This is a genomic window from Pseudomonas sp. NFX224 (genome assembly GCF_048565165.1).
Lineage (GTDB): Bacteria > Pseudomonadota > Gammaproteobacteria > Pseudomonadales > Pseudomonadaceae > Aquipseudomonas.
Genome location: NZ_CP183416.1, coordinates 4,513,753 through 4,526,298 on the forward strand (window position 1 = coordinate 4,513,753; position 12,546 = coordinate 4,526,298).

A 12,546-nucleotide genomic window follows, 5' to 3' on the forward strand; every position below is an offset into this window, starting at 1 on the left:
AACCTTGCTTTGCATCAAGCATTGATCCGCGCCTGAGCGGCCAGTCGATTGATCGCGCGGTCGAGCTCTTCAAGCGCGCCGAAGGCTTTCGGGTCCTGTTGCTTGAGCAGGGTTTCGCTGCGTTGGCAGGCGGCGCGCAGTTGCGGCACGCCGCAATAGCGAGTCGCGCCATGCAAGCGATGGACTCGTTCGATCAAGGCATTGTGATCATGGCTTTCCTGTGCCTGGCGAATCGCTTCGCGGTCGGCTTCCAGCGAGGCCAGCAGCATCGCCAGCATGTCCGCGGCCAGATCGGCCTTGCCGGCGGCCAGGCGCAAACCTTCTTCGTGATCCAGCACCAGCAATTCATAGGCGCTGCCATGGCTGTCGCCGGAACGCTCCGGGACCTGATTGCGCAGCGCCAGGCCACTCCACTTCAACACCACTTGTGCCAGTTGCCGTTCGCTGATCGGTTTGGTCAGGTAGTCATCCATGCCGCTTTGTAGCAATGCACGTTTTTCGTTGGCCATGGCGTGGGCGGTGAGGGCGACGATCGGCAGCGGCGTGCAATGCCGTTCGCTTTCCCACTGGCGGATCGCTTCGGTGCTCTGGCGTCCGTCCATGCCAGGCATCTGCACGTCCATCAGCACCAGATCGAAGGTCTCGCTCTGCACCGCTTTGATGGCAGCGTAACCGCTCTCCACAGCCAGCACTTTGGCGCCCATGTCCTCGAGCAGGGTTTGCACCAACAGCAGGTTGGCCGGATTGTCGTCGACGCAAAGCACTTTCGGCGCGCGGCTGGAAACCGGCTCGCCGGGTTCGCTGCGGGGCAGGCGCGGGTTGACCAGATCGGACAGCGCACGCCGCAGTTTGCGGGTACAGGCCGGTTTGGCCTGGAGCTGGCTGTGGGGGTTGGGCACCGAGAGGTGGAACAGCGTCTGTTCAGTGGTCGGGCACAGCACCAGCACTTTGCAGCCCAAGTGTTCGAGGTCCCAGATGTGCTGGTTGAGGCGCTCGGGCGGCATGTCGTTACTGGTGACACCCAGCACGGCCAGGTCTATCGCCTGATCAGTCTGATGCGCACCGGTCACCCCGTTGGTCAGGCTCTCCAGCGTATTGAAAGGCGTGACGGCGAGGCCGCAATCCTCCAGTTGATGCTGCAATGCCTGACGGGCCAGTTCGTGGTTTTCCAGTACCGCCACGCGCCGGCCGAATAGCGGCGGACCGGGCAGGTCTTCGGCGTCGTCGCGGGTTTTCGGCAGGTTCAGGCTGATCCAGAACTCCGAACCTTCGCCCGGTGTGCTGTCGACGCCGATCTCGCCGCCCATCTGTTCGATCAGGCGCTTGGAAATCACCAGTCCCAGGCCAGTGCCGCCGGGTTGTCGCGACAGCGAGTTGTCAGCCTGACTGAACGCCTGGAACAGCGCGCGCACATCCTGGTTCGACAGGCCGATGCCGGTGTCCTGGATGCTGATGCGCAGTTGCACGCTGTCTTCGTATTCTTCTTCAAGCATGGCGCGAGCGACGATGGTGCCTTCGCGGGTGAACTTGATCGCGTTGCTGACCAGGTTGGTGAGGATCTGCTTGAGCCGCAGCGGATCGCCCACCAGCGACAATGGCGTGTCGCGGTAAACCAGGCTCACCAATTCCAGCTGCTTGGCGTGGGCGGCCGGGGCGAGGATGGTCAGGGTGTCCTGCAGCAAGTCGCGCAGGTTGAACGGAATATGGTCGAGCACCAGTTTGCCAGCCTCGATCTTCGAGAAGTCGAGGATCTCGTTGATGATCCCCAGCAGGCTGTCGGCGGATTTTTCGATGGTGCCCAGGTAGTCGAGCTGGCGCGGGGTCAGCTCGCTTTTTTGCAGCAGGTGCGTGAAGCCGAGAATGCCGTTGAGCGGCGTGCGGATTTCGTGGCTCATGTTGGCCAGGAACTCGGACTTGATCCGGCTCGCTTCCAGGGCTTCCTTGCGCGCCAGGTCGAGTTCGATGTTCTGGATTTCGATGGTTTCCAGATTCTGGCGCACGTCTTCGGTGGCCTGGTCGATGCTGTGCTGCAATTCTTCCTGGGCATTTTGCAGGGTGCCGGCCATGCGGTTGATACCGGACGCCAGTTCATCCAGCTCCTGGCTGCCGAGGGGCGGCAAGCGGGTTTCCAGGTGACCGTCCTTGAGTTGGGCCACGGCTTGCTTGATCTGGCTTAACGGGCCATTGATCGTGCGCCCCATGCGCAATGCCAGCAGCGCTGCCCCGCAAAGACCGGCGGCGATCATCATCAGGCTGGCAAACAGGCTGCGGTAACCGCGCAGCAACATGCCGTTGTGAGACAGTTCGAGTTCGACCCAGCCCAGCAGGCGGTCGGACTCATCGGGAATCACCTCTCCGGCGAGGTTGCGGTGTTTGCCGAACACCGGCAGTAAATAACGGGTCGCGTCATTGCCGCTGCGGCGCCGCATTTGCGAGCCGTCGCCCAGGGGTGCCTGATTGAGCATGGTGGGCCCGGCGTGGGCCAGAAGCGTGCGGTCCGGCGCGAGAAAAGTCACGGCACGCACGTCCGGTTGTTCCAGGGACTGCGTGGCGATGCGTTCCAGCAGCTCATTATTGTGGTGACCCATGGCCGGCGCCACCAAGGGCGCCAGTTGCTCGGCGATCATTTCACCGCGTTGCATCAGTTGGGTTTGCAGGTCCGATTGCTGCATCCAGGTAAAATAACCGCCCAGGACCAACGCCATCAGGCTGGTCGGCAACAGGGTCAGCAACAGCACGCGGCCTTTAATTCCCAGTTTCTTGAGCACGCATCTCTCCTGCATCCAGCTATCGATAGAACTGCGCATACTTCCGGCACGCGCCACCTGCGCAGTGTAGCGATTTGCAGGCGGGCAATCTTCGTAAAGTTGATGTGGTCATTCGTCGGTTGGCTCGAGACTTTTACAGGCAAGGCGAAGCCTTGGGTTGCCCTGTGCGGTGCAATCTTGAATAATTGTCAACTGAGAATTATTTGCAGATACTCATGACTCCCATTGCTACCGGCCATCCCCGCATCCTTTCCATCGAAGACGACCTCGTGCTCGGTGCCTATGTCCACGAGCATTTGGGCCGTGGCGGCTTTCAGGTGACCTGGTGCCAGAATGGCCAGGAAGGTCTGGACGCTGCCCGCGATCAAGCCTTCGATGTGGTGCTGATGGACATCCTGCTGCCAGGCCTGGACGGGCTGTCGGTGCTGACCCAATTACGCCAGAGCCATTCCACGCCGGTATTGCTGATGTCGGCGCTCGGTGCCGAGGCGGATCGCATCAGCGGCTTCCGCCTGGGCGCCGACGATTACCTGCCTAAACCCTTCAGCATGGTCGAGTTGTGCGTGCGCATCGAAGCGATTCTGCGCCGGGTTGCGCTTGATCGCCGGCCGACAACGGCGGCGATTGCCCCGGCCGAGGACAACTTGCGTTTCGACGATGAGCTGTTCGAGGTTTTCTACGGTGAGCAGGCGGCCGGCCTGACCCGCAGCGAGTACCGCTTGCTGGAAACCCTGAACCGCAACGGCGATGAAGTGCTGAGCAAAGCCTTCCTTTATCAACATGTGCTGCAACGTGGTTATGCAGCCCATGACCGCAGCCTGGACATGCACATCAGCCAGATTCGCCGCAAGCTCAAGGTCATCGGTTTTACCGAGCGTGAAGTCCGTACGGTCTGGGGCAAGGGTTATATCCTGAGTGCCGGCGATGAAATGTAAATTGCCGGGGCGGCACTCGCTATTCTGGAAACTCGCCTGTCTGCTGGTGGCATTCTGTCTGTTGATGGTCTGGCTCAGTTGGTCCTGGGGCCGCTACATGGAGGAGCGCAACCAGTTCCTCTCGGACGAGGCTCGAGGCACCCTGACGCGCCATGCCGCCGAAGCCGAGCAGGCGTGGCGTCAGGGCAAGCGCGAGGGCGTCGACCGCTGGCTGCAAAGCATGCAACGCCGGGAAAAGAGCTGGGTGGGCGTCATCGGCGGTGATTTGCAGTCCTTGGGCAGCCAGCCATTGACCGACAAGGACATCGAGCGCCTGACCTTTCTGCGCGGCCTTGATTGGCCCATCCACAAGAAAGGTCGGCCGTGGATGCGCGTGCCGTTTCCCGGCGATCCATCCGCCGGCAGCCTGGTGATCGAACTGCCCAAACGATTCGTGCCCGGGCATTACCGGGTGTTCTGGCGTGTGATCACCAACGGCGTGATTCCGGGGCTGTTCACCTTGCTTCTTTGCGTCGGGCTGTACCGCTTGCTGGTGGTGCCGCTCAATCACCTTCGCGCACAGGCCAATGCCTGGCGCGCCGATCAGTTGAACGTGCGGTTATCGAGCCGGACCACCAATCGCTCCGACGAGTTGGGTGAGCTGGGCAGGGCGTTCGATCACATGTCAGAACGCCTGCAAAGTACCGTGGCACTGCAACAGCAATTGCTGCGCGACTTGTCCCACGAACTGCGCACGCCTCTAAGTCGCCTGCGGGTGGCCAGCGAAAGCGAGCAGGGGCTGGAAGCCCTGCGCGAGCGTATTGGCCGCGAAGTCGATGGCATGCAGCGGTTGGTGGAAGACACGCTGCAACTGGCCTGGCTCGACACCGAACGCACGCGATTGTCCGATGAAGCGATCCAGGTCCAGGCCTTGTGGGAAATGCTCACGGAAAACGCCTGCTATGAAAGCTGCTGGTCGCCCGCTCAATTGCGCTGCGAGGTCGATGCTTCCTGCTGGGTGCGCGGTAACCTCAACACCCTGGCCCAGGCGCTGGAAAACATGTTGCGCAACGCCATTCGGCATTCTCCGGCCGGCGGCATCGTCGCCCTCGGTGGCCGCCGTGAGGGCAAGTTCTGGCATCTGTGGCTGGAGGATCAGGGCGGCGGTGTAGCGGAAACCGATCTGGAACGGATCTTCCTGCCTTTTACGCGCCTCGACGGATCGCGACCGGGTGACGGCGGGTTTGGCCTGGGGCTGAGCATCGCCAGGAACGCCGTGCAGCGTCAGGGTGGACAACTTTGGGCGCAGAACACCGCGGTGGGTTTGCGGATGAATATGCGGTTGTTGGCGGATGTCGAGAGTGCTCCTGAGAATGCCATCGCGAGCAGGCTCACGCCTACAGTGACCGTGTTTGAGCCGCGAAATGTGTGAACTCCCTCAACTCACTGTAGATGTGGGGTTGCCCTGCCGCGCCGGCCCCTTATTCCCATAAACCATAAGCACCACACTTTGCGTGATATGGCCTTGCGAGGTTTGCCGGTATGATAGGCGCCCCCGCAGTCTGGATTGCGAATACGCCATGACCTTGCAGTACCCAACCATCGCCGATTGCGTCGGCAACACTCCGCTGGTCCGTTTGCAGCGCCTGCCCGGCGCCACCAGCAACACCCTTTTGCTCAAGCTCGAAGGGAACAACCCGGCGGGTTCGGTCAAGGACCGTCCGGCGCTGTCGATGATCACCCGCGCCGAACTGCGCGGGCAGATCCATGCCGGCGATACGCTGATCGAAGCGACCTCGGGTAATACCGGCATCGCGTTGGCCATGGCCGCGGCGATTAAGGGTTACAAGATGATCCTGATCATGCCGGACAACTCCAGCGCCGAGCGCAAGGCCGCCATGACCGCTTATGGCGCCGAGCTGATTCTGGTCAGCCAGGAGCAAGGTATGGAAGGCGCCCGCGACCTCGCGCAGAAGATGGAAGCCGAAGGCCGAGGCAAGGTGCTGGATCAGTTCGCCAACGGTGACAACCCCGAAGCGCACTACACCACCACCGGCCCGGAAATCTGGCGTCAGACCGAAGGCTCCATCACCCATTTCGTCAGCTCAATGGGCACCACCGGCACCATCATGGGCGTTTCGCGTTACTTGAAAGAGCAGAACGAAAACGTCGAGATCATCGGTCTGCAACCAATGGAAGGTTCGGCGATCCCGGGTATCCGTCGCTGGCCCCAGGAATACCTGCCAAAGATTTACCAGGCCGATCGCGTGGACCGGATCGTCGACATGGCGCAAAGCGAAGCCGAAGACGTGACCCGTCGACTGGCCCGCGAAGAAGGCATCTTCTGTGGCGTCTCTTCGGGTGGTGCCGTGGCGGCGATGCTGCGCCTGTCCAAAGAAGTTGAAAACGCGGTGATCGTCGCGATCATCTGCGACCGTGGCGACCGTTACCTGTCGACCGGCATTTTTGACGCACCCAACTGATGGCCAAGCATGAGAGAGGCCTGCGCTTCCAGCCCACCGGCGGCAGCAAGGCCCCGCAAGTCCCGACCGGCAAAAAGCAGCGCCTGACCATCGAGCGCCTGGCCAATGACGGTCGCGGTATCGCGTTTTTCGAAGGTCGCACCTGGTTCGTCATCGGCGCATTGGCCGGTGAAGAGATCGAGGCACGCGTACTCGGTGCCCACGGCAAAGTGGTCGAGGCGCGTACCGAACGGGTATTCAAGGCCAGCGAGTTGCGTCGCCCGGCACCGTGCGCCCATGCCGGTCGCTGCGGCGGTTGCAGCGTGCAGCATCTGCCTCATAACGAACAGCTCGCCCTGAAACAGCGCATGCTCGCCGAACAATTGTCCAAGGTTGCCGGTGTCGAGCCTGAAGAGTGGGCAATGCCCTTGAGTGGTCCGGAATTCGGTTACCGTCGCCGCGCCCGCGTAGCCGTGCGCTGGGACATGAAGGCGAAGAAACTCGACGTCGGTTTCCGCGCCGCTGGCAGCCAGGACATTGTTGGTATCAATGACTGCCCGGTGCTGGTACAGCCCTTGCAACCGATCATGACCCGTTTGCCGGAGATGCTCCGCCGCTTGAGCAAACCCCAGGCACTCGGGCATGTGGAATTGTTCAGCGGATCATCGCTGGCGGTATTGCTGCGGCACATGGCGCCGTTGTCCGACGCCGACCTGACGATCCTCAAGGAATTCTGCGCGTTCCATGAAGCCCAGTTGTGGCTGCATGGCGACGGCGAGCCGCAACCGGTCGAGGCCGATCAATCGTTGGGCTATCGTCTGGAACAGTGGAATCTGGAGCTCGCTTACCGGCCCGGGGATTTCGTGCAGGTCAACGCCGGGGTCAACGAAGCGATGGTTGCCCAGGCGCTGGACTGGTTGAAACCGACCGCGGATGAGCGCGTGCTCGATCTGTTCTGCGGCCTGGGCAATTTTGCCTTGCCGCTGGCCAAAGCCACTCGCGAAGTGGTGGCGGTGGAAGGCGTGCAGACGATGGTGGATCGGGCAGCCGAGAACGCCGCTAGCAATAATCTGCATAACGCGAAGTTTTTTCAGGCCGATTTATCCCAGCCTTTGACCGACGCCGAATGGGCGCGCGAAGGCTTTTGTGCGGTACTCTTGGACCCACCGCGTGACGGTGCTTTCGAGGTCGTGCGCAAGCTCAAGACCTTGGGTGCCGAACGGTTGGTGTATGTGTCGTGCAACCCTGCAACTCTGGCGCGCGACACGGTCGAATTGATCAAGCAGGGCTACCGGTTAAAACGTGCCGGGATTCTCGATATGTTTCCTCAGACGGCACATGTCGAGGCCATGGCGTTATTTGAAGCGAGCTAGGATGCTCGTCTGGTCCGACTGGCCCGCCCTTGCAGCCGCGCACCAGCCCGACGTGGGTGCACCGGCAACGAAGGTCAGCGATTTGACGCATTGAATCTGCGTCGTAGGGAAGGTAAGCAAGATGGTACAGGTGAGAGCACACCAGCCGATCAACACCGACGGCAGTATCAATCTCGAGGCTTGGCTCGATCATGCGGTCAGTGTCGATCTGGCACTGGATCGCGAAGCCTTGAAAGAGGCCTGCGAGTTCGCTCGCGAGTCTGAGCAACAGGCCAATGCGGCCAAGAATCTGTGGTCGGAAGGAAACTCGAGTTTTCGCACCGGCCTTGAGATCGCCGAGATTCTCGCCGACCTCAAACTCGATCAGGACTCGCTGGTCGCCGCGGTCCTGTACCGTGGCGTGCGCGAAGGCCAGATCCAGCTTCCGGCGGTCAGCCAGCGCTTCGGTCCTGTAGTTGCCAAACTCATCGACGGCGTGCAGCGCATGGCCGCGATCAGCGACAGCTTGAGCCCGCGTAAATCCCTGGTGCTCGGCACTCAGGGTCAGGTTGAAAACCTGCGCAAAATGTTGGTGGCCATGGTGGACGACGTTCGCGTCGCCCTGATCAAACTGGCCGAGCGCACCTGCGCGATCCGTGCGGTAAAAACCGCCGACGACGAAAAACGCAACCGCGTGGCCCGTGAAGTCTTCGACATCTATGCGCCGCTTGCCCATCGCCTGGGTATCGGTCATATCAAGTGGGAACTGGAGGATTTGTCCTTCCGTTACCTTGAGCCCGATCAGTACAAGCAGATCGCCAAGTTGCTTCACGAGCGGCGGCTGGATCGCGAGCGCTTCATCAGCGACGTGATGAGCCAGCTGAAAAATGAACTGCAGGCCACCGGCGTCGATGCCGACATCAGCGGCCGGGCCAAACACATCTATTCGATCTGGCGCAAAATGCAGCGCAAGGGTCTGGAGTTCAGCCAGATCTACGACGTGCGCGCCGTTCGCGTGCTGGTGCCGGAAATGCGCGATTGCTACACCGCGCTCGGCATCGTCCACACCCTCTGGCGGCACATCCCGAAAGAGTTCGACGACTACATCGCCAATCCGAAAGAAAACGGCTATCGCTCACTTCATACCGCGGTAATCGGGCCTGAGGGCAAGGTGCTGGAAGTGCAGATCCGCACCCACGCCATGCACGAAGAGGCCGAGCTGGGGGTTTGCGCGCACTGGAAGTACAAAGGCACTGACGTCAAATCCGGCTCTAATCACTACGAAGAGAAAATCTCCTGGCTGCGTCAGGTGCTCGAGTGGCATGAAGAGCTGGGCGACATCGGCGGTCTGGCGGAACAGTTGCGGGTCGATATCGAACCTGACCGTGTCTACATCTTCACCCCGGACGGTCACGCCATTGACCTGCCGAAGGGCGCGACGCCACTGGACTTCGCCTACCGTGTGCACACCGAAATCGGTCACAACTGCCGCGGTGCCAAGATCAACGGGCGCATCGTGCCGCTCAACTACAGCCTGCAGACCGGTGAACAGGTCGAGATCATCACCAGCAAACACGGCACCCCGAGCCGTGACTGGCTGAACCCGAACCTGGGTTACGTCACCACCTCGCGGGCGCGGGCGAAGATTGTTCACTGGTTCAAACTGCAAGCCCGTGACCAGAACGTCGCGGCCGGTAAAACCCTGCTTGAGCGCGAGCTCAATCGCCTCGGCCTGCCAGCGGTGGATTTCGACAAGCTGGCCGACAAGGCCAACATGAAAACCGCCGAAGACCTGTTCGCCGCCCTCGGTGCCGGCGATTTGCGCCTGGCGCAACTGGTCAACCTGGCGCAGCAACTGGTCGAGCCGGAGCGCGGCAACGAACAACTGGAGCTGATTCCACGCAAGGCCACCGGCTACAAACCGGGCAAGCGTGGCGACATCCAGATCCAGGGCGTCGGCAACCTGATGACCCAGATGGCCGGCTGCTGCCAGCCGTTGCCGGGGGATGCGATCGTCGGTTACATCACCCAGGGGCGCGGCGTGAGCATTCACCGCCAGGACTGCGCCTCGGTGCTGCAACTGGGTGGGCGCGAGCCGGAGCGGATCATCCAGGTCAGCTGGGGGCCGGTGCCGGTGCTCACCTACCCGGTGGACATCGTCATTCGCGCCTACGACCGTTCTGGTTTGCTGCGTGATGTCTCGCAAGTGCTGCTCAACGAGCGGATCAACGTGCTGGCGGTCAACACCCGCTCGAACAAGGAGGACAACACGGCGCTGATGTCCTTGACCATCGAGATTCCGGGGCTGGATGCGTTGGGGCGGTTGCTCGGGCGGATTTCGCAGTTGCCGAACATCATCGAAACCCGGCGTAACCGTACGCCTTGATGGTGACCTCGATCCAATGTGGGAGCTGGCCTGCCAGCGATGCTGACAACTCGGTCCTTCAGTGGAGTCGAGGTGATGCCATCGCTGGCAGGCCAGCTCCCACAGGTTCTTGCAGAGTTAGATAAATGTATTCACTCGAAGACCTGCTTCACCTCATGAACCGCCTGCGCGACCCGCAGTACGGTTGTCCGTGGGACATCAAGCAAACCTACGCCACCATCGTCCCGCACACCCTTGAAGAAGCTTACGAAGTCGCCGATGCCATCGAGCGCGGGGACTTCGATCACTTGCAGGGTGAGTTAGGCGATTTGCTGTTCCAGGTGGTTTATTACAGTCAGTTGGCCCGGGAAGAAGGACGCTTCGAGTTTGCTGGCGTGGTTGATAGCATCACCCGCAAGCTGATCCGTCGTCATCCCCACGTATTCCCCACAGGTGATCTGTACGCGTCGCTGGATGTGCCGCGTCTGAATGAAGAACAGGTCAAGCAGCGCTGGGAAGAGATCAAGGCTGAAGAGCGCGCGGAGAATTCCTCGGCGCCTGAACAGTTGTCGTTGCTCGATGATGTGCCTGGCGCGTTGCCTGCACTGTCGCGCTCGGCGAAATTGCAGAAACGCGCAGGGCAGGTCGGTTTCGACTGGCCGGACGCCTTGCCGGTGCTCGATAAAGTTCGTGAAGAGCTTGATGAAGTGCTCGAAGCCATGTCGGAAAACGATCCGGTGGCCGTGGCGGACGAGATCGGCGACCTGCTGTTTTCCGTGGTCAACCTGGCGCGACACCTCAAGGTCGATCCGGAAACCGCGCTGCGGGGTGCCAACAGCAAGTTCGAACGACGCTTCCGTTTTATCGAACAGGCATTGCGCGACACCCACCGTCCCATGGAAGATTGCACCCTCGAAGAGTTGGACGCCTTATGGGGCGAAGCCAAACGTCAGGAAAAGAATTTGCCCAGCTGCGGTTGAGCAGTTGCCTAAGTGAGTAATAAGCACCATGAGCATTTCCCTTCGCGACCAGTTGCTCAAAGCAGGGCTGGTCAACCAGAAGCAGGCCAAGCAGGTCAGCAAAGACAAGCAGAAGCAGCAGCGACTGGCCCACAAAGGCCAGATCGAACTCGATGACTCCCAGCAGCGTGCGGCTCAGGAAGCCATGGCCGAGAAGGTCAAGCGCGATCAGGAGCTCAATCGCCAGCAGAAGGAAAAAGCCGAGGCCAAGGCCCGTGTTGCGCAGATCAAGCAATTGATCGAAGCCACGCGCCTGCCAAAGCTGACGACCGAGGACTACTACAACTTCGTCGACGACAAGAAGGTCAAGCGCCTCTCGGTCAACGCGCTGATGCGCAACAAGCTCAGCAACGGTTCGTTGGCCATCGTCCATCACGGCGGCGGCTACGAAGTCATTCCTCGTGAAGCGGCGCTGAAGATCCAGGAACGCGATCCGCAGCGCATCGTGCAGATGAACGTCAAGACTGAAGAAGTCAGCGTTGAGGACGATCCGTACGCGGCCTATCAGATTCCGGATGACCTGATGTGGTAATCGATTCAATGTTCTAGCGGGCTTAAATGTTTGCTAGTACTTTGCATGATTTATACATTGAGCCCGAAAGATTGTATCGATACGATCTTTCGGGTTTTCTTTTTTTCAAAAAAATATAGTTTTAATGATCTGGAGAAAACAAATGGAATGAACTTCAATACATAAGGATTCAATCAATGTTTGTCAGTATCGCTTCGTTACGCCAACCAACTTTCAAGTCGCAGTTTTCAAAGCAGCGGTCTTCCTATCAATCCATCCGCGACTATCTGGCGAGTGAGCTGGATGCGCGGGTTGACCATGTGCTCTGGAAAATAAAAATGGCCGCGAAGGCCGCCCGAGAGGACCATGACGGGGCCGTCTGTCTTTTCTTCACACTGCCTGAATTCTTCTGGAACATCCCATGGCACCAGGTCCGCAGCGAAGAGGAGCTCCATGAGCTGAACTCTGCCTATCTGGAGAAGGTGCCCGAGTGTATAGCGTCATTGATGACCGAACTGCCCGTTGAGCGGTACGGCAAAATCGTATTGCTGGCGGGGAGTTGTGCGACGCTCATCAAAGTTGGAGAAGGCGAATCGAGTTATTACGATGTTATTAATTACTTGCTGGCGGTCAGCAATAAAGAATATGAAGTTGATAGGCCGTTGATGTCGATGTGGCCAAAACGCCATGTTTCGGGTATCGATTTTGGCAAGCACCTGAGTATGGATGGGGGTTTTTGGTTGTTCAGGCTTTCCGAAGAGATCGTCGTCAGGGTGAAGAAGCTCAGCAGCGTACGGGCCGAGCATAGTTACTTTGGTGGTTATGAAGGGAAGTTCATCAATAGCCTCGTCAATGGCTGCCCCTTCGGTATCAATCTGTGCCTGGATTACTACAATCTGGAGGAGGGCGAGCGCGACAGTCAGGTTGAGCTGACCGAGGCGAAAATCGATTTCCTGATCGCTTGCGGCATGGATTTCGATGATGGGAAGCGTCACCCCTCATCGCTGCAGTTTTCGATCCGCAATGACGGAATGGGCGATGGCGAAGTTGAAGTGGTCAGGCTTGAAGCGGGCTGGATTGTTGAGCGAGTCCGGTCGGTGCCGATCGAGGGCGACCTGTATTTGACGTTGCTTGAGGTTGTCTGAAACAGATCGC

General features: G+C 59.9%; 9 protein-coding genes. 8 read left to right on the forward strand and 1 reads right to left on the reverse strand.

The features are described from left to right. Positions 1–14: 14 nt before the first annotated feature. Positions 15–2,768, reverse strand: coding sequence for a response regulator (locus tag ACNYC6_RS20650; protein ID WP_419708920.1), 2,754 nt, complete (start codon positions 2,766–2,768; stop codon positions 15–17). 215 nt (positions 2,769–2,983) lie between these two features. Between ACNYC6_RS20650 and ACNYC6_RS20655 the strand changes: the two genes are divergently transcribed. From ACNYC6_RS20655 to ACNYC6_RS20690, 8 genes are all read left to right on the forward strand, one after another. Beyond that, positions 2,984–3,703, forward strand: coding sequence for a response regulator transcription factor (locus ACNYC6_RS20655; protein ID WP_419708921.1), 720 nt, complete (start codon positions 2,984–2,986; stop codon positions 3,701–3,703). Next, positions 3,693–5,114, forward strand: coding sequence for a histidine kinase sensor domain-containing protein (locus ACNYC6_RS20660; protein WP_419708922.1), 1,422 nt, complete (start codon positions 3,693–3,695; stop codon positions 5,112–5,114). The genes ACNYC6_RS20655 and ACNYC6_RS20660 overlap by 11 nt, the downstream gene beginning before the upstream one ends. A 148-nt stretch (positions 5,115–5,262) precedes the next feature. After that, complete coding sequence (gene cysM, locus ACNYC6_RS20665; RefSeq protein ID WP_419708923.1) at positions 5,263–6,165, forward strand: cysteine synthase CysM; 903 nt, start codon at positions 5,263–5,265, stop codon at positions 6,163–6,165. Next, the gene (gene rlmD, locus ACNYC6_RS20670) at positions 6,165–7,517 is read left to right on the forward strand and encodes a 23S rRNA (uracil(1939)-C(5))-methyltransferase RlmD (RefSeq protein WP_419708924.1); all 1,353 of its coding nucleotides are present in this window, start codon (positions 6,165–6,167) and stop codon (positions 7,515–7,517) included. The genes cysM and rlmD overlap by 1 nt, the downstream gene beginning before the upstream one ends. A gap of 121 nt (positions 7,518–7,638) precedes the next feature. After that, positions 7,639–9,882, forward strand: a complete 2,244-nt coding sequence (relA, locus tag ACNYC6_RS20675) for a GTP diphosphokinase (protein WP_419708925.1) — start codon at positions 7,639–7,641, stop codon at positions 9,880–9,882. A 125-nt stretch (positions 9,883–10,007) separates the two neighbouring features. After that, positions 10,008–10,841: a nucleoside triphosphate pyrophosphohydrolase gene (mazG, locus tag ACNYC6_RS20680; protein WP_419708926.1), complete on the forward strand. Its 834-nt coding sequence runs from the start codon at positions 10,008–10,010 to the stop codon at positions 10,839–10,841. 28 nt (positions 10,842–10,869) lie between these two features. Further along, positions 10,870–11,412: a DUF2058 domain-containing protein gene (locus ACNYC6_RS20685; RefSeq protein ID WP_419708927.1), complete on the forward strand. Its 543-nt coding sequence runs from the start codon at positions 10,870–10,872 to the stop codon at positions 11,410–11,412. 176 nt (positions 11,413–11,588) lie between these two features. Then, on the forward strand, positions 11,589–12,536 hold the full coding sequence (locus ACNYC6_RS20690; protein WP_419708928.1) for a hypothetical protein: 948 nt from the start codon (positions 11,589–11,591) through the stop codon (positions 12,534–12,536). Positions 12,537–12,546 lie beyond the last annotated feature (10 nt).